General features: G+C 65.6%; 12 protein-coding genes. 2 read left to right on the top strand and 10 right to left on the bottom strand.

The features are described 5' to 3' along the window. Positions 1 to 184: 184 nt before the first annotated feature. The 5 genes from SRU_RS00675 to SRU_RS00655 form a co-directional block, all read right to left on the bottom strand. A complete protein-coding gene (locus SRU_RS00675) occupies positions 185 to 691 on the bottom strand; it encodes a hypothetical protein (protein WP_231847246.1) in 507 nt (168 codons plus the stop codon). Positions 692 to 991: 300 nt separating this feature from the next. After that, entirely contained in the window at positions 992 to 1,741 is a 750-nt protein-coding gene (locus tag SRU_RS00670; RefSeq protein ID WP_011402909.1) for a hypothetical protein, read from the bottom strand. A 352-nt stretch (positions 1,742 to 2,093) separates the two neighbouring features. Then, positions 2,094 to 2,309: a hypothetical protein gene (locus SRU_RS00665; protein WP_011402908.1), complete on the bottom strand. Its 216-nt coding sequence runs from the start codon at positions 2,307 to 2,309 to the stop codon at positions 2,094 to 2,096. Positions 2,310 to 3,547: 1,238 nt separating this feature from the next. Continuing rightward, positions 3,548 to 4,021: a YqhA family protein gene (locus SRU_RS00660; protein ID WP_011402907.1), complete on the bottom strand. Its 474-nt coding sequence runs from the start codon at positions 4,019 to 4,021 to the stop codon at positions 3,548 to 3,550. A 171-nt stretch (positions 4,022 to 4,192) separates the two neighbouring features. Continuing rightward, positions 4,193 to 4,762, bottom strand: a complete 570-nt coding sequence (locus SRU_RS00655) for a hypothetical protein (protein ID WP_231847245.1) — start codon at positions 4,760 to 4,762, stop codon at positions 4,193 to 4,195. A 707-nt stretch (positions 4,763 to 5,469) separates the two neighbouring features. On the opposite strand from SRU_RS00655, the gene SRU_RS00650 reads away from it, so the two are divergent. Next, positions 5,470 to 6,327 carry a hypothetical protein gene (locus SRU_RS00650; protein ID WP_148278335.1) on the top strand — a complete coding sequence of 286 codons (858 nt, stop codon included), beginning with the start codon at positions 5,470 to 5,472 and terminating at the stop codon, positions 6,325 to 6,327. 645 nt (positions 6,328 to 6,972) lie between these two features. On the opposite strand, the gene SRU_RS00645 is transcribed toward SRU_RS00650, so the two are convergent. Then, positions 6,973 to 7,623 (bottom strand): hypothetical protein, encoded by a 651-nt coding sequence (locus SRU_RS00645; protein ID WP_011402904.1) that lies wholly within the window; start codon positions 7,621 to 7,623, stop codon positions 6,973 to 6,975. Positions 7,624 to 8,776: 1,153 nt separating this feature from the next. After that, positions 8,777 to 11,371 (bottom strand): TonB-dependent receptor, encoded by a 2,595-nt coding sequence (locus SRU_RS00640; protein WP_013060627.1) that lies wholly within the window; start codon positions 11,369 to 11,371, stop codon positions 8,777 to 8,779. Between the two features lie 420 nt (positions 11,372 to 11,791). Here SRU_RS00640 and SRU_RS00635 point away from each other — a divergent pair, with 420 nt between their 5' ends. After that, positions 11,792 to 13,135 carry an acyl-CoA dehydrogenase family protein gene (locus SRU_RS00635; protein ID WP_013060626.1) on the top strand — a complete coding sequence of 448 codons (1,344 nt, stop codon included), beginning with the start codon at positions 11,792 to 11,794 and terminating at the stop codon, positions 13,133 to 13,135. Here the strand turns inward: SRU_RS00635 and SRU_RS00630 are convergent. From SRU_RS00630 to SRU_RS00620, 3 genes are all read right to left on the bottom strand, one after another. Continuing rightward, positions 13,110 to 13,415 (bottom strand): hypothetical protein, encoded by a 306-nt coding sequence (locus tag SRU_RS00630; protein ID WP_231847243.1) that lies wholly within the window; start codon positions 13,413 to 13,415, stop codon positions 13,110 to 13,112. The two genes, SRU_RS00635 and SRU_RS00630, sit on opposite strands and share 26 nt — an antisense overlap. Continuing rightward, positions 13,393 to 13,620, bottom strand: coding sequence for a hypothetical protein (locus SRU_RS00625; protein WP_148278334.1), 228 nt, complete (start codon positions 13,618 to 13,620; stop codon positions 13,393 to 13,395). The genes SRU_RS00630 and SRU_RS00625 overlap by 23 nt, the downstream gene beginning before the upstream one ends. Positions 13,621 to 14,640: 1,020 nt before the next feature. Then, a complete protein-coding gene (locus SRU_RS00620) occupies positions 14,641 to 17,298 on the bottom strand; it encodes an Ig-like domain-containing protein (RefSeq protein ID WP_237701806.1) in 2,658 nt (885 codons plus the stop codon). Between the last annotated feature and the right edge of the window lie 519 nt (positions 17,299 to 17,817).

Below are 17,817 nucleotides of genomic sequence, written 5' to 3'. Positions count from 1 at the left end.
ATTCGACATCTTCGGGGATCGTCTCTCCGAAGGGGCACTGGGCCTGTAGGAGCCCGTTCCGCCACGAGGGCAGTCAGCGGGGAAGAACGGAGGACACTGGGGTGGCAGGCCAGCCGATCAGACCGTCGGCGTCCTCTTCCCTGTCGGTGTCTTCTTCCCCACCCACGTCTGGCGGTCGCCCCGCCTATCCGTCGTCCGTCTGGTTCTCCCCTGCGGCGTCTCCGCCCCGCCGGTAGTGCTCGACTCGACCGGCCGGATCTTGGATCTCTGTGTGCTGGGGCAACCGCCGGAGCACCCGGCGGGCCAAGGACCCGAACCGCTCAAACGACTGCGCCTCGATGCTCAAGTCCGGGCTTCCGTTCGGCTCGGTGTAGAGCCAAAGCGCCTCGGTGGTTACGGGCAGGTGGAGCCGTTGGATGTCCTCGAAGCGAAGGACATTGTCCGTCCAGAGGGGCCGTGTTTTTCGAACCGCCGTCTCCGATACCCGGACGGTGGCCCGAAGCCCATAGCCGGCCGCCGCGAGAAGCGTAGCGCCCGTGAGCAGCACGTTCACCAGGGAAAGCTCCAGAAGCGGGCCCTCGTCGGTTGCCTCCAGCACCGCGAGAAGGAGGAGGGCCCCGACGGACAGGACGGAAAGACCTCGCTGAAGCCTTGAGGTGCGGTACGTTGCCGGCATTTCGTCTGCACTCATGGCTCTGCTGGCTGTCTTCGTTGGGCCTGTCGAATTATTTGATCGTCCCGCCACGCCCCGAGGCCTCGCCCGAGCGGACCGGTGCGTGCGACAGAGGGGTCGTCCGCCCCGACGCCGCCGCCCCTGCTCCCACGCGCCTGCGGAAGACGTTGCACCACGGCCCCGGCGTCGCTTCGATGGGTGCCGAGCCCACAGGGGTAAAAGCCGGCGGGATCGGCAGACGCAACGGTCGACGTAGGGGCGGCTTCCTCCTGGGCCCAACCCCTGATCCGGTCGTTCCCTTCAATCCGGACGCGGCTCCTAGTCGGTGTCCGCCAGCCGGAAGGTCACGCCGAACTGGGGCTGTAGGAAGGTCGTCCGTGAGCGGCGGACGTCCAGCTCGCTCCGGTCGAGCTGGCCATTCTCGTTCTCGTCGGTGAGATCGCCCTCTGCGAGGTACTCCGCCTCCTGGCCCAGCAGGTACTGCACGCCGAGGTGCACGTCTACGGCCCTCAGGGTTTTCCCCGGCTCCCGTTGCTGGTAAACGCGGACGTCGATTCCGGCCCCGGCCCCGCCGCTGAGGGCGAAGTCGTCGTAGTTGGTGGACTCGGCAATGTCATCCCCGAGCTCATCATTGCCGAAGTCATCGTCCCCGACGGTGGTGCGGGTAAACAGGTACTTGAAGCCCGCCAGCCCTTCCACGTAGGGGCGGAGGCGTCCCGTCCGGGGCTGAAGCCGCAGCGAAAGGTGCGTTTCCACCACGTTGTTGTTCGTGGAAACCTCCACCGGCACGCGCGGGCCGACCGTGCGGCTGAACGGCACCTGATCGGTGGTGCGCCCATAGTTGAGGATGCCGAGGTCCAGCCCGACAAGAAGAGGACGCCGGCCGATCCAGCCGCCGATGTAGCCGTGGAGTCCCCCGCCCACACCGCTAATGTTGTTGCGGAGGCCTCCCCGCGGAATGCCGACCGTGCCCCGTAGATTCACCTGGCCGGAGACGGCCGGTACCGAGTCGGCCGCGGGCGGGGGGGCCAGTTCCCCCTGCCCAGCCGCGGGCGTGGCGGTGAGCAATGCCCCTGCACCGAGCACGAGAAGAGAGGCAAGCAGGAGGCGGATTCGTGAGCCACGGGATTGAGAAGACCTATGTCGGTGCATGGGGCAGAAAGCGAGCGTCAATTCAATGTCGTTACCAACGTCATGTCGTCACGTGAAGACGCACGCAGGGCCCGCCGGAGCGTTTAGGAAGCGTCGACGAACCGGCCGGTTTGTGCGATGAATGGAGGAGCGACACGCGGGAAATAGGGGCGCAATCAGCCCCTGGCCGTTCGGGTCCCTAGTCCCCCTGCCAGCACAGAACCCCTGTTCCCGGTCAACGCCCCCGCCTCTCCCAGTAGATCGAACCGGACCGGCCGGTCCGTTTGCCTCAGTCTGTCTCCTCCATGCAGGCGGGGCAGAACGCCCCCTCGAACGACTGGAGCGACCACCGACGGCGTTCAGTCATCACGTACTCGACCGCCTCCGCCACGGTCGTGGCCGCAAGGAAGGACGGCACATCCTGCACGTCCTCGTGCGTAACCGTGGCGGTCGTGGAGCAGCCTTCGCACTCGTACTCTCGGGGAAAGTGCTCTTCGTCAAACATTGGCTGGTGAAAGTAAGAGGTTGGTGCGTTTAATCTGTTAAGATACCTAAGAGGCCGTTTCCAACCTCTCCTTCCCGAACCGGGCGTACACCTTTCAGCGTACCTCGGCTCTCTACGGAGTCTCTATTGAGGCACATCGGCCTCACGTTTCCGCGATGACCTACCACATTCCCATTCAGGAACGCTTACTTCAGTCCCTTCCCATCTAGGGCAGGCTTCCAATTTCAGGGTGCTGTAAGTCCCCTACCACTTCCCGGATTTTTATCCGGTCTCTCCTGCCGTGGATTCAAACCACTTTGTCCGGGACTTCGTCGGTCATCTTCTGTACTTTGTATTTGAGACTCCGCTATCCACCTTCGCCAGTATCAACCGCTTTCGGGTTGCTCCTGGGCTACTACGTGGACTCCGTCCACACCCAACCGGCATCGGTATATCTAGGTACCTTACCATCCTACTGGGTGTATCCTGGATTCGCAGGTTCATTCACACTCGCCAAATGTAGGTCCCGCCTTCCCCTTGTCCCTTGTACCCGGTAGTACAGCCGGGCTATCGCGACCGGAACCGTAAAGCGTGGTATAGGCCCCGTGTCTCCCTCACACATGGAGACTATCTGGAAGGTAGCAAGACGGTACCCTCCAGTAATCGCGCGGACCTCTTTTGGCGTCCCGGCAGGAGACATGTAGAGTTTCTGCATGATAACAGTATCAATTTGCCTCTCACGGGACATACTTTCGCCAAAAGATTCAATCTCTGAAGTAGCTTCAGTCCGGGGTCACATTTCCCGATGGAACTAAGGCGGTTCTCTGGGAATGACCTTGTTTGGAAATCGCCACGAGGAGCACTTTAGGGCTTGCTACTAGCCCCATCTCCCCATTCCTGGGCCGGATTCTCCACGGCACGTCCTATTAAATGCCGCTTAGGCCCGTAGGGCGGTCGTGCTGCACACGTCAGCACGCGTTCAATGTGAAAGAACAGCATCTGAACCTGCGATGGTCCAGCTCACCGTGAGGCTGTGAAGACACAGAGACGCATTGCCACGGGATTGGATACTCGATCCCGGCCCTAGATGTCCGCCCGCCTGCGCTGCGCGGACCGGCCCGGAGGAGGCTCTTCGCTTGCGGTCCACGACGCCGCTTCACTGGGGGCTCGGCACCGGATCGTGCGGGGGCCGGCTCGACGTCTTCCGTGCAGTCGCGGGACCGTTGAGGGGGAGGGCCCGCCCCACGACGGGCCCGCGGTCACGAGGGCGTTGGGGAGGTCTCGCTCTTCACGCTCAGGAAGACGCTCAGCGCGACGACGACGGCCCCGATGGCGATGCCGTAGCTCAGCAAGCCCTCCTCCCCCTCCCAGGTCACCGCGCGGCCCATGAACGAAATGCCCAACACCACGATGATCGTCTTCACGAGCACGCCCTTGAGGGCATCCAAGTCCTCCATGCGCAGCCAGTCTGGCATGTTGGGCAGCACCCCGACGAACAGCTCGTAGATGCCGACCGAGGCGATCAGTACGCTAAACCCCAGTAGAAAAAGGTCCACCACCTTCATTGCGTTGTAGATCACGCTGTACTCCGGATCAGAAAACTGCAGTATCTCGGCAACGACGGAGCCCCCTTCGATAAAGGCGTAGGCCGTCACGACCAGGGCCAGTAGGAACAGGCCCAGCGAGGCCATCAGGCCGATGCCGCGGACGAGGGACTGGAGCAGTGCATTCATGACCGGGAAGCGTCGGGCGGAGCAGAATAGAGACGAGATGGAAAACGTACGGAGCAGGCACGCGAGGCGGCGCCCCCTCGCCGTCGGCGTCCACGCCGGGACGGCGCACCACGACCGTCGTGGCCTCGGGGTCCGAGAGGCAACGACCGCCTCGAAGACGAGCGGGGCCGGTCAGCGCGTTTTCAGCAGGGCCCGTGCCTGCGCCGGAATCGAACTCCCCGAGAGGTCGAGCACGGCGCCCCCACCCTCCAGTCGAAGCGCCCTGGAGCCCGCAATTCGGCGGAGCCGCGCGTCCGAAAGGCCCATCCAGTGCAGCCGCACGGCCGCACCCCCTTCGTTTTCGGCGACAATCTGCTTCAGATCCTGCGTCTCGCGCTCCCCGTTGGCGAAGACGAGAGAGAGCCGCTCGGCGTCAAAAGCACTGTCCGGAGACGTCGACACCGTTAACAGAGAGAGCTTGGTGCCCCCGCCTTCCGTAGTCCCCGGGAGGACGACGAGGCTTGCCTTCGCTTTCGTCAGGGACGTCCCCCCTCGCGTCTCGATATCGAGTGCCACCGTCGGGGAATCAACCGGCTCCTGACTGGTGGATCCTGCGTCCGGGACGACACTGCTGCCGCCGCGATCCGGTGTCTGAACCGGTTCGGTCACAGGGGAAACGACCAGGACCGACGCCCCCAGTAGGGCCGCGAGAAGGAGCAGCGAAACGAGGATGATCTGGACCGGCCCTGTTTGCAGTTGCATGGGTCCCGTTTGCGTCGAGAAGAGGGAAAGGAGCAGCTGTGCGGGGGCTCCCCGGCTCGGTCGTGCCGGTGTTCGGCGCCATGCAACCACTGGGAGTAATTTCGCCTTGCACTGCAGGAGGGCTCGCCCACCTGCAGGAAAGACGGGACCCAGGAAAAAGGCAGGAAGCCTCTGGGCCGAGTCAGGACCTATTTCCAGCAGGCGAGTGAAGCTTGGTGCGGTGGAGACGAGGGAGTAGATGCCAAAAGCTGCGTGCAATCAAGCTTTCGTGGTATATGGAATTGCGCCTCCAGTAGATCAACCCCTCAGCGTGACGTGGGCGTTATCTCTTCTTCCTCCTGCACGTAGAGAGGAGTCAAATCGGTTTCCGACGGGCAAACCATGGCGAACGCTGCCGCTGCGGCGTCCACCAGTGCGGCCAAGACTGATCTTTCTCAACGGCACTCCTGGATTCGAATGGCAATCAATCAGCGATCTCTGTCACGCTCTAGGTCTCCGCCAGCCCCCTGCCTTGCTGTGTCCCACCGAGAAGGACGCCTCTCCGGTCTACGCTGTGCTTCCGCGAACAGATGGCCTCTCTTGGGGCCGGCCCAGTCTGAACGGGCCCCTTTTCGCGGATCATCTAGGGGCCGGATTGTGTCCCTGGAATGCTTCTTGGGCCCGCAAATCCTTAGGGTCCCCCGTTTAGAGCCATGAACGCGACCGGCATGCCCGTGGACATTGAACGCCGAGAGGCTGTGCTTTCGAGGCTTCCGCAGAAGGCGGTCAGGGCCCTGGAAGACGGGGACACGTGGGAGACGGAGCGGCCCGAGGAGGGCTCTCGGATCGCGAACATCTCAGTGCCGCTGCGCCACGAGGCATCGGACACCTGGGAGCGCCGGTCCATCGAAAGTCGTGTCACAGTGACGAACGGGGCGCTCGTCGAGCGCTTCTACTCGGTGGATGAGCACGGGGCGCAGGCCTTGAGGCGCGCCCCAAAGTGGGGAAGCGACCGCCACAGAAGCGTCCGCGAGCGGTTTTCCCCCGAGAAAAGACGGAAGCGATGGGCACAGTACTGGGAATGGGTTGCCGAAACCGGCCGCGATCCGATCGGGGAGTTTTCCGTTCCGGAGACGGCCCGCTGCGGCTGGCGGCTCTTGTGTCAGGAGAAGACGGAAGATGTCGTCGTTCACTACGCCCGCCGCTGCCCGACACGTGGACGTTCTTCGGAGAATGCGGGTCCGTCGGGAAGCACCGGTTCGCTGGGCAGGAGCACCGATTATGTTCCTCGAGACAAGGTGCCGCGCGGGCTTCGGGACCATTGTCGCCTGAAGGAGGGCCGCATCCATCCCGGGGGGGTACAGAGCCGGGCTGATCTGGCACGCCGCTTCCGGAGACGGGGCACCGGCCGCATTGCGGGCCGGCAGATCCTGGACTCCGAACTGAGACGGGTGCCGGACGATGCTCCCGGTCCGCTACACGCACTTCCGAGGGTGTTTTTCGTAGACGTGGCGATCGAGGAGCCAATCTCGCCGTCGCGTCAGCGGGACATTCTCCGGGCGAGAGCCAGAGAGAAGCTCGGGTAGGGGCGTTACGCCAACGGCCGTGCCGCGCCCCCCACCGGCCGAGGCGTTTCGATGTCGGCCGGAGACGCAGAAATGGCCCGACTCAGAGTGTGGGCGGGGGAGGAAACTCCGAGACGGGCCAAAACCTGTTGGGTTGCGAAGCAGAAACCGGAGTGATTTCTGAATGCACCCTGATGTTTTCCGAAATGTGTCTACCACCAGTATAACAAAATTCCCCCTGGGGGAATCAACAAAGGGAGCATGAAATCTGTTGACTTCTCCCCCGGCTAAAGCCGAGAGATTCTACCATTCAACGAGCGGTGCCCGTGATACAACCTCACAGGTCTTACCCGGCTCTCCAGGTGCGTTCTCCGACGTTCAGGTGCTACCTGCTACCCAGAACGGTTCGGGCCTGCCCGACCCTACCAGAAAAACAATGCAGCCGCTTGGTTATCGCTGACTGCACCTGCTCCAATGTACCAACTTCGATTATGTTTTGCGAGAGGGTCCATGCACCACCCGGCTGAAGACGGGAGTCCTATTGCCCTCTCGCGCTCTCCCGATACTATAGGATCGGTCCCCGGGTCCGACTCGTGCCTTGGATGAAACTGCCCCTCAGGGCCGGCCCCTACGCGTTGAGGATCGGGCCAATGGACGGCCATTTTCCTATCCGCGAGCGGACGTCCGGCACTCCACTTCGAAGTGAGACGCCAAGAGACGTTTCATCTCCTCGTCTGCATCCCACCATCCCTGTCGATAGGCGTTGCGCGCCGGTGGGTCGTCGAGATACGGGTTGGACCGGTTCCCCTCCAGCCGGGCATTCCAGCCCTCCTGATAGATCGCGCCCAACCGCCGTCCCGGCAGTTCACGTCTGGACGGCCGCTCACTGGACGGCCATTTCTCAAGCAGCCTGCCAAGCCCGCTGAAGAGCCTGCCGAGAAGGGCAACCCCGCCGCGGAATGCGGTCTTGATGAGCGCCACAGCCCCTGCGACCGTTCCAATGCCCGGCCATCCCGCCGTCGCTGACACGCCGCGTTCTTCTGTCGTGCCCTCCTCGGTCTCCGCGGACGTGCTCATCCGCTCCACCGTGCTCATGTCTTGTTCCACATCGGGCAGGTCCTCTCCACAGATTGCGTATCCACGGGATCGTTCGATGCGGAAAAAGAGAGGGTCTCCCTTGTCGCTATACACGAGATCGTCCTCGGTGACGTGCTCGGCGAACCGCCCCGCCCGGAGCCCTGCCATTAGCCGGCGGAGCGTAACGCCAAGCTGGTCGGCCATGTCGGCCAACTCAATATCCACTTCCTGCCTCAGCATCGGTCTGTTCTGTCAGTTGTGGCGTTGCCCGGCGCAATCCGTCGTGCACAGATTCAGAACGGTCCTCCCACGCTGCCGGTCCCGGTTCCGGACGCCCCAGCGGGCCGGTCACTGTTCACGGCCGTCGTGGCCCATCAGCGGGATTGAGCCCCCGGACCCGCCCCCGCTCGCGGCGCAACAGGTCGTTGCGTCGGGGTCGCAGTCCCTTCTTCGTCGGTTCCACTGCCCGAATGCCCTGCCGTCGATGCGTGCCGGACACTGTTCTCCCCAAGCACGGCGTATCGTCCCAATGCATGGTTGCCCGACGGTTTGAACTTACACGCGGCACTTGGAGCCTTCCGTCTTTTCTGCGTTCCCGTTGCCGACGGGGATTCGTGGTACACGTGGATGGCGTGCCTATCCCCTTCTGCCGTTGCCCCAAATCGGAACGGAAGTATGAACCCCGGCGGTGCCTGGCGTCCCTCCGGCGGACCGGTGCCCCACGGCCAGACGCGTCAGGACAACCCCTCCGGATTGTGTGCTTTCGACTGCACGCCCTGCCGCCCCTGGAGGGGCCCTGCACGTGGCTGTAGAGGGTGATGGAAAACCAATCTATGGACAGTACGCACGATACGCCACCGCCCCCCAGAGACGGGGCACAGGGCATCAATGGAATGTTACATTTCTTCCATCTTGGCCGTTGGCATTCTTCCACGACGGGGGCGGGGCGCACGGTCGTCAGCGAGCCTGGATGGCCGAGGGCTTCTGGGACTGGGCGGATGTCGCCCGTCCCTTGGCGACGCCGGGGCCGACGGCATGCCGCCCAACCATGCCGCCCAACCGATGGGCAGAGATGAGGCATCGCCCTCCACGTGCTCCTCGCCCCGGGCGCCTTCGGGACGTTCTAGCCCGCCACGCTGCTCAGTCGCCCGACCGTCGCCGGAGGCAGCCTCGGGGGCCGCCAGACAGGCCGTTCCTGGGCGGGGGGCTCTCGTGCGGGTGCTGTGCAGCGAGACACGTTCCCCCGGCCCGGACACGGCGCCCTCTCCCCGCCCGGCGCGACTCCCACAGCGGCATCAGTCCTGCCCCCTCCAGGCCGTCCATTCCCGCCGCACAACCGTCAGGATTGCGCTCCCGCGACGAACCGTCCCGCCAATGGGACGGGACGGAGCGTCTACCACCCGACCGTCACCCCAATCTGGAGCGTCCGTCCCTGCCCCGGAATGAACGAGGTTACGTCTGCGGACGTGAGCGGGGCGGGGGGCGGATTGGGCACCTGATCTCGGACGAGGTAGCTGCTCGCGTAGGTTGTGCCGGTGAGGTTCTCCGCCTCAACGAAGACCGCAAGCTGCCCCGCGTCCAACCAACCCGGCCCGACTGTGTAGTGCGCCCGCGCCCCGAGCAGGGCGTAGGGGCTCTGGTAGATCGTGTTGGCGTGGTCGGTGGGCGTCCGCTGAGGCATCCAGGTCAGGTCCGGCGTGACCGAAAGCCCGACGGGGTGATCGTACGTGAGCTGCGCGTGGAGGCGATGGCGCGGCACGCCGGCGAGCTGGTTCCGCGCGTCGGTGTCGAAGTAGAAGTCATTGAGGTTGTAGGTTGCCTCCAGGGCGAGCTGGTCGGGGGCCCCGCTTCCGTCGGCAAGCATCCCGTCCAGAAGACGAAGATCTACGTGCGTCTCCAGGCCCTGGTGGATGGTCCGCACCGGCGCGTTGGACGTCGACCCCGCCCCCCCGAAGAGGGCCGCAGTCGTGAGCAGTTCGTTCTTGAGCCAGGTCCGGTAGGCCACTACGTCCCACTGCAGCCGCCCGCGAGTGCGGCGCGTGCCGACCTCCACCGTGGTGCCGGACTGGGCGTCCAGGACGCGGGGCTGAAACTGCCCGGGGCCCTTCTTGGGATTGCCCCCACTCGGGGAGAGCAGAGTGTTGAAGGTCGGGGGCTCGTAGCTACGCGTCACGCCGGCAAAGAGGTCAAGGGCCGGGGCGGCTGCGTACTGCAGGCCGACCGCTGGACGAAGGCCCCGGTACGTCTCGTCGAGCGTAGCGGGCGACGAGGCGAACGAGACATACTTGTCCTTCGGGGCCACGTACCGGGCCCGCTGGCTCGTGGAGGAGAGGGCCTCGTCGATCTCGCGGCGGGCCAGGATGCCGCTGATGCTCGCCGTCGCGGCCAGCCGCGTGCCGAACTGGACCCGCTGCCGTGCAAATGCCCGGACGGTGGAGGCCTGCATTTCGTTGTCCGCGAAGCGGCGTCCCGTCCGCCCCCGTTCGTTGGCAAAGTAGCCGCGGTCCATGTCCCCCAGGGTCGCGCTCACACCGAGGACCGACGTGCCCTCCCCCCCGAGCACGGCCCCTGCACGCCGGGCGTCCAGATTTAGGGTGACGTCGTGGGAGCGGGTCGAACGGACGCCCGTACCAACTGGAAAGCGGAAGTCGTCCTCGACGTACTGGTAGGCAGCCCCGGCACGGACGGACACCTCGTGCCCACTGGCCGACGCCCCTGTCCGCCAGGTGGTCCGCGTGGCCGCCCGGTACAGCTCCGTCTCACGCCGTGGCCGGTCGAGGGGGACGTTCGGGCCAAGGCTGCGGGGGGGCGTCACCCCGCGAGAGACGGCCGTCGGATCGGCGTCCAGCTGCTGCTTGTTCAGCGGACCGGGAATGTTGAACCCAAGAGTGGCGACCGTGCCGTATACCCGGGTTTCGAGATTGTCGTCCCACCGGTACCCAACGTTGGCGTGGCCCGTGAGCCGCTCGCCCTCGTCGTTCGTCTGCCGAAAGCCGTCGTGGCGGTGCCCGGTGCCCATCACAAAGACATCCGTGTTCGCGCCGGCCCATCCGTACTGGGCGTGCCCCGAGGCCGTCCGGTAGCTCCCCCCCGTAAGCTTTAGCTGAGGCCCATCCGCGGAGCGCCCCGTCGGGGCGACGAAATCAATCGCTCCCCCGAGCGTGGCCCCGCCGGGCCCGAGCGCATTGCCCCCGCGGTATACCTCGGCGTGACGTGCCATCCGGGGCTCAACGAGCCCCGTCACGAACGACCCGTCCGCGAAGTTGAGCGGAAATCCGTTGTGCATCAGAAGGAGGCCCCGGCTCTGAGGATTGCTCTGGAGGCCGGCCCCCCGAATGCTGATGCGGGGCTGATCGTTGCCCCCGAAAAATTCCTGAACCACGACACCGGGCTCATCTTCGAGCGCGCTGGCCACCGTGGCGATCGGGCGCAGTTCCCGGTCTTGGAGAGACACCAGATTCGCCCCTCCCGGAACCTGACGCACCTGTTCCGCCGCCGCCTCCGTGCTCTGCTGGGTGAGCGAGCCGCCGCCCCGCACCGTCACTTCCCCGAGACGAGCCCGATCGCGGCGGAGCTCGACGTCGACGCTTGTCGTGTCGCCACGACGGACCTGGACGGGCTGCTCGGCCCTCTCGTACCCGACGAGGGTCACCCGAAGAACGTAGCGCCCGGGCGGGACCCCCGCAATGCGGAAGCGTCCGCCGTCCCCGACCGCATCCCCCAGTCGAGACTGTCCCGCAGCGGCGGGGGCATCGTCGGCATCTCGAAGCACGACGTTCGCCCCCGCCGCCGAGCCCGACGGGACACCGACGGTCCCCACCACGGCGCCCGTCCGAACGTCCTGGGAAAACGACGTCTGCGTCGGGACCCAGCAGAGGGCAAACCCCCCAAGCACGAGGGCAAGGGCCAGCGGGAGTTCCCCGAGCGTTCCGGGGGCGTTGAGACGAAAGCGACTGACGAACCGGGAGACGAGACGGCGCGGTGCCATTTCGGAGGCTCATTTTTCTTTCAGAACGGCGCGTCATCTTATTTAGACTAGTTACAAACAATTGTCAAGCACCGCCCTCAATCTTTTTTCTGCCTTTACGGTCCCGCATTTCCTCCCCTTCGGCCCGTCCGCATCGGAAGCGGTCGCCTTCTCGTGGACACGGCCCCTGAGGCGTCGTGTGCGGGGCCGCATCCGCTTTCGGGGGCGTGTCCCTTGAGGTCGTGCACTCCCGCAAAGCCCCGCGCCGAGGCAGGGAGATTGACACGCGCCCCCGGCATAGCTAAACGTTTCTGTATCGTATGGGGGACATCGGTGGCGAGTGTGCAGGCTGGATTGTTTTCTTTTGATCAAAGAGTTGCGCCTGCCGATGCACACGAGGCGCTTCGCACCACTGCTGCCTCTCACCCTTTCTCTCTCCCTATGCCCAACGACCTTGCCACCGCCGACATTGACCGCGACGTGCTCGCACGCCTGTCCGAAAAGGCGGACGTCGACCAGCTCCTCGGCGCGCTGAGCGACCTCGACGAAGACGAGTTGGATCGCCTGGCCGACGGGGCCCGCCCCCAGAAGCCGCAGCGTCCGTCCCCCACGCCCCCGGTGAACGCGGATGTGTACGAGGTCTTCGAGGGCCTGACCGACGCACAAGAGGCGACGCGGGAGACGGTCCGGTCGTTCATGCAGGCGGAGGTCGAGCCGGTCGCCAACGACATGTGGGAGGACGGGACGTTTCCGAAGGACCTCATTCCTAAGGCCGGCGCGCTCTTCGACGAGGTCGTTGGCCGAGACGCCTACACCTTCCCGTCCGACGATCCGATCCGGACCAACCTCATCAGCTTCGAGATGTCGCGGGTCGAGCCGTCGTTCTGCACGTTCTGGGGCGTGCACACGCTCCTGTCGATGGGCTCGGTGGCACTCTTCGGCTCCGAGGCGCAGAAGGAGCGATTCCTCGAGCCCATGGCGGCGTTCGACATGATCGGCTCCTGGGCGCTCACCGAGCCGGACCACGGCTCCGACGTGTCTCAGGGCCTGGCGACCACGGCCCGCCGCGAGGGGGACACGTGGGTGCTCGACGGCGCGAAGAAGTGGGCCGGCAACGCCACGTTTGCCGACGTGACGGTCGTGTGGGCACGCGACGAGGCGGACGGCTGCATCAAAGGGTTCCTCGTCGAGCAGGAGCGGCCCGGCTACCACGTCGAGCAGATCGGCGGCAAGATTGCCAAGCGGGGCGTGGAGAATGGGCTCATCGAGCTGGACGGCGTCGAGCTTCCGGAGGCCAACCGGCTGCCCGGGGTGTCGCACTTTGGGGACGTGAGCGCGCAGCTCGCGACCTGCCGCGCCAGCGTGGCTTGGGAGGCCGCGGGGCTCGCCACCGGCGCCTACGAGAAGGCCCTGGCCTACTGCAACGAGCGCACGCAGTTCGGCAAGCCGACCTCCTCATTCCAAATGGTGCAGGACAAGCTCGTGACGATGCTCGGCAAGGTGACGGCGCTGCAGACGTTCGTCATGCAGCTCGGCCGACTGGAGGCTGGCGCGGGCGCGATCGGCAACGAGCGGTCCAGCCTGGCCAAGGTCTGGGCCTGCGACACGATGCGCGAGGTCGTCTCCATCGCCCGGGGCATCATGGGGGGCAACGGCATCCTGCTGGATCACGACGTGGCCCGCCTCTTCGCCGACGCGGAGGGGGTCTACTCCTACGAGGGCTCCCGCGAGATGAACGCACTGATTGTGGGCCGCGCCATCACGGGCCAGAGCGCGTTTGTGTGAGGGCGCCCTCGGACACGCGGCTCTGGGCAGGAGCACGCCCGTCCGTGAAGGGCGGATGGGCCGAGGAGATCCCCGGTTTTGCGCCCCAGTCGGGCCCAAAGCGTCCCCAGTACCAATCCCCGTCCTGACCGTCGAGCAGCATGCCGGCGTCGAAGACGATCAGGTCGGGGGCATCGGCCGCGGCCCGGACGTATCGGGCGGCGGCCGCCCGACGTCCCAGGAGGCCGGCTCCCGTGACGGCCCCGCCCAGGGCCCGGTCACGTTCCGGGCGTGGACGCACCGACTGCACTGCCGGGAGCCGGCGCCTTCAGCGATCCCTGCGTCCACTGGTGCAGTAGGGCATCCTCGTAGACGGCCGACCGATCGTATTCCGTGATTCCCTGAACGGCCCATCCCGTCTGGACCGTGGTGGTATCGAGCCCCGGCGAGTTGGGATGTGCACAGGCACGGTCGGTCCCCACCGTGCCCACGAGGCAGAACAACACGAAGGGTCTGAGGCAGGAACGCAAGACTGGCACCATGTGCACGACAGGGCTCATCGAGGGCCTACAGGAAGCGCGGGCACACCCGCCCAACCGCTGTCTTCCCGCGAGACCCGGGGCTCCTCCCGGAGGGGGCCGGGGGCGAGGAGCCACGTCGATCGGGCTTCCCGTTCCCGCCCGAGGCCTCGCGCGGCACCGCCACCAGCCCAGGCTGGACAGGGCCCGAACGAGGGACCAATCCCCCCTACTGAAGAACCTGCTTCGCCTGCTCTAGCAGATGGCGCGGCGACGTGCCGGCATGACGAGACGCAGAGAGTTCGAGCGAGTAGAGCCGACGGGACTGTTCCCTATCAAGGTCTTCCGACGCGTCGCTGTGGAGCGTTCGGACCTTCCGCTCGCACCCCGTCCAGGACAGATGGCGACGGCTAGACTCAAACTGAGCAGGCGAAGAAGAACCACTGCCAGACATGATGACCACCGTTTCTTAATTGGTTGAGCTTTCCGCTTCGCCCTTGTTATCGGCGGCGGGGAGGATGCCCCTAAGTCGATGGGGCAACCTGTGAGATTCGGGGGGACGAGTTGGTGGCGCGTATCCCCGCCCAATCTGTTCGTCTACGCCTTGGTGATCGGGCCGGGACACAGATTGCACCTGTTGGCAGTGACGGCGCCCGAGCGCCGGAGTCACCTTGTCGGGGACGGGTCCCGACGGTCCAAATCATCGGTGGGCCCGGCGCGTGAACCAGACCGGAGCATACGCGCCCAGGGAATGGCCAACGCCCTACCCGATCTAAAGAAGACCTGTTCACCATATATTAGTCTTTTGGTGACGAGGATTGTCTTCCATACCGGAACGAAACGGTCCTCCTTGAAAGTTACTTGTCACGCTTGCAGTGGTAGCTGTGAGCCCCCCGTCGGCCGTCCCTTCCACCAGACCAGGCCGGCGGGGCTTTTCTTTGCCGACCCTCAGCTCCGGATGGCGTGGGATCTTTCCGGTACGCTCTCCCGCCCGGCAGCCCCCTTCTTCTACCGGATGACCTCCAGGCGCCGCGTCTTCGAAAAGCCGTCGGCGGACATGCGGTAGAAGTACGTGCCACTGGAAAGCGACCCAACATCCAGGCGAACGTCGTGTCGGCCCGGCTCCCTCTGCCCGTCCGCGAGCGTTGCGACCCTCCTCCCCAGCACATCGAACATGTCGATCGTTACGTGTGTCTGCTCGGGAACGCTGAACGCGATCGTGGCCGGCCCGCTGGCGGGATTCGGCGCGCTGTTCTGCAGAGAAAACTGGTCGGGGGCGGGTTGGAGGCCCACCTGGAGCTGCCCGTCTCCGTCCTGCAGGGTCACCGACGGGGCCTCCGCGGTCAAGGTCGTGACGTCTGCGTCGGGGCCACGGTCTTTCCGGACGCGGACGGCGCCGGCTCGCGAGCCGCCCTGCAGGCGAAGCGTCAGGGGGTACGCCACTCCCTGCAGCTTCACGTCGTGGACGGAGGGGGGCCCGGCGCCGGACGCCACGGGGGCCAGGGCCCCACCGTTGGCAAACCGGACGTCGAATGTGCCCCCGGGAGGAATTGGGGGCAGCATGTGTCTCTGTTGCTTCGACGTGGGCCGGTCGCGCCGGAGCCAAAGCGTCGCCTCGCGCCCCTCGTCGTCGGTTACGTGGAGGGAGGCTGTCTTCTCGTCCTCGCCCGCGTTCTGGAGACGCGTCCCGGCCGTGAGGCTGCTGCCATCCCCGCTCCCCCCCAGCGTCAGCGTTCCCGACGCGCTGGCGTTGATCCAGTACCCCTCGCCCGGCGCAAGCGTGGAGACCGGCATGTAGCCGTCCGACGGATCGAAGCCGTAGACGGACGACGCAACGATGCCCTGCGGATCGGACGAGATCGCTCCGGTGTCGGTGGAGTCGCCGAACGGCCCGACGAGGTTCCACCCCGCGGCGACGCTGACGGTCTGCGCGTCGGCCTTCACGCCGGTCACCTGCGCCGTTCCGGACGGGCAGTTTGCCCAATACCCCTGTCCGACAGTGAGCGTGTCCCCGCCCGAGAGGGACTGGTTGCCGGAGTCCGGGTCGTAACCGAACCCGCTCGTGCACGACGGCAGGACCGAGCCGAAGGTCGGGTCCTCCAGCTGGTAGGGCAGCGACACCAGGTTCCACCCGTCGTCCAGGGCCAGGGTGCGCGTTCCATTCACGGTGAGCGCCACAGTGGCCTGATCGGTGGCGCCGCCTTCGTCGGAGACTTCGTATGTGAAGCTATCGGTGTCGGCGAATCCCGATGCCGGGACGTACTCGAAAGAGCCATCGTTGCTCAGCGTGACCGTTCCATTACTCGGGTCCGATACCACCGAGGGAGTTAGCGGATCTGCGTCCGGATCGTTGTCATTTCCGAGAATTCCGGGCGCGTCGACGGTCAGCGTGCTGTCCTCGTACGTAGCAAAACTGTCATCCGCCGCGACGGGCGCGCCGTTGAGGCCCTCGATGGTGAGGGACACACTGGCCTGGTTGGTCCCTCCGTTCCCGTCACTGGCCGTGTAGGTGAAGCTGTCCGAGGCGGTCTCCCCGTCGCTCAGGTTGTCGAATGCGCCGTTTGGGGCGTAGCTGTAGGCCCCGTTCGTCTCGATCGTCAGGAGCGCGCCGGACGTCAAGGAGATCTGTTGGCCGACGTCCGACGGGCTTCCGTTGACCGCCGATACCGAAAGCGGGTTCCCGTTGGGGTCGCTGTCGTTTTCGAGCACCCCTGGCGCAGCAATGGAAATCGGCGTGCCCTGCTGCGTTGTGTCGGCGTCGGCGGCGGCCGTTGGGGGATCGTTCGTCCCGAGCACCGACACCGAAAAGACGTTGCCCGTCGGGCCTTCGCCCTTGCCGTCCTGCAGGTTAAACGCAAAGGCGTCGTCGGGCGGCGTGTCCCCGGGCGCGATGTCGGCGGTGTGGTCGTACGTGACGGCCCCATCAATCAGATCCTGCTGCGTAAACTCCATGGCCGCCGTCCCCGAGACCCGAAGGACGCCCTCCGTCGGCCCACTCGTCACGGTAAATGTGAGCTCCGATGGGTCGTGGTCCGGGTCCGAGGCACTGAGCGAATCGGTCGAAAGGGTCACCTGTCCGCCCTCGTCCAGCGTCGTGCCTGCATTCGTGTCGAGCGTCGGCGCGCTGTTGTAGTCGATCGTGAGGAGGGCATCCGGGTCGCCCGGGCTCACCGTGAGGGAGTCGTTCCCCGTCATCTCGACGGGCCCGTAGACCGAGCCGTCAAATTTGTCCACGATCGTCCCGGTCACCCCCGCCGGCAGGTCCCATTCGATGACGACTTCGGTGGCCGCGTCCTCGGCCCGGAACTGGATCTCGTGCTGCCGGGTCCCGGCGGCGCTCGCGCTCCCCTGCCGGACGTCGACGGGCAGGCCCTCCCCGAACGTCGATGGCGGGACATCGTCGTCAATCCACCGGGCATCAAACACGCCGGACGGGGGTGGGGGCGGCAGTTCGGCTTCTCCAAACGCCGGGTCCACCCCGGCGGTCGCATTGGGGTCTATTCCGAGGGGGAGCGTCTCCGATCCGCCGGCGTCGGTGCGCACGGTGATCGTGCCTTCAATTTCTGGGGTCTCTTGGCCGTACCCCAGCCACGGCGCACACAGAAACATGCCTACCAGAAGCACGGCGGCGGTTCGAAGGCGGCTTAGCACTGGGGAGCAACGCATCGGAATCGAATCGGTTGTCAGTGGGGTACTGAAGCGAGAGTGCCGTCTGCTTCGCATGTGGCCTCCATGGGCGTTGCCCTGGGGCCCTGCAGACGGGCGTGCACAATTCGCACGGGGCTCGGCCGGAGGCAAAGGGGGACGGGAGCCCTACTGCACGCCCCAGCCGCCTTTTGCCTCACGCCGCCGAGCGTACATGCCAGGTTTCCAACAACTGTGCCAGGGTTCGTATCTGCCCCCGAAATGTACGCTCCATTCCGCACGCTGAGCCGCTCAGGGCATGCTCTGATGCCCAACACTCCGCTCTTATCAATAGTTAAGCCCCACGTCTCCTCGCCCTGGGCCCAAGCGGCCCCTGTTCAGGGACTCCAGCGGGGGTGCCGGACGTGGATCCGCCCTGTACTGCCCGACAGCCCCGAAAGGGTGAGAGGGCGGATTCGCCGAGCAGAGACGCGGTGGCCCACCGAGGCTGAACACGTTCAACGGACGTTATTCCGTTCCGCGTCGCGTTGACGCTCACCG

It is taken from the genome of Salinibacter ruber DSM 13855, assembly GCF_000013045.1.
Classification (GTDB): domain Bacteria; phylum Bacteroidota; class Rhodothermia; order Rhodothermales; family Salinibacteraceae; genus Salinibacter; species Salinibacter ruber.
The sequence above is the reverse complement of the archived record's forward strand: the minus strand, read 5'-3'. Positions and strand labels throughout refer to the sequence as shown.

Coding starts and splice junctions, on each gene's coding strand:
- SRU_RS00655 (WP_231847245.1), bottom strand. CDS start 4,762: ATGCAACTGCAAACAGGGCCGGTCCAGATCATCCTCGTTTCGCTGCTC.
- SRU_RS00620 (WP_237701806.1), bottom strand. CDS start 17,298: ATGCGTTGCTCCCCAGTGCTAAGCCGCCTTCGAACCGCCGCCGTGCTT.
- SRU_RS00645 (WP_011402904.1), bottom strand. CDS start 7,623: ATGCTGAGGCAGGAAGTGGATATTGAGTTGGCCGACATGGCCGACCAG.
- SRU_RS00675 (WP_231847246.1), bottom strand. CDS start 691: ATGAGTGCAGACGAAATGCCGGCAACGTACCGCACCTCAAGGCTTCAG.
- SRU_RS00650 (WP_148278335.1), top strand. CDS start 5,470: ATGCCCGTGGACATTGAACGCCGAGAGGCTGTGCTTTCGAGGCTTCCG.
- SRU_RS00665 (WP_011402908.1), bottom strand. CDS start 2,309: ATGTTTGACGAAGAGCACTTTCCCCGAGAGTACGAGTGCGAAGGCTGC.
- SRU_RS00635 (WP_013060626.1), top strand. CDS start 11,792: ATGCCCAACGACCTTGCCACCGCCGACATTGACCGCGACGTGCTCGCA.
- SRU_RS00640 (WP_013060627.1), bottom strand. CDS start 11,371: ATGGCACCGCGCCGTCTCGTCTCCCGGTTCGTCAGTCGCTTTCGTCTC.
- SRU_RS00660 (WP_011402907.1), bottom strand. CDS start 4,021: ATGAATGCACTGCTCCAGTCCCTCGTCCGCGGCATCGGCCTGATGGCC.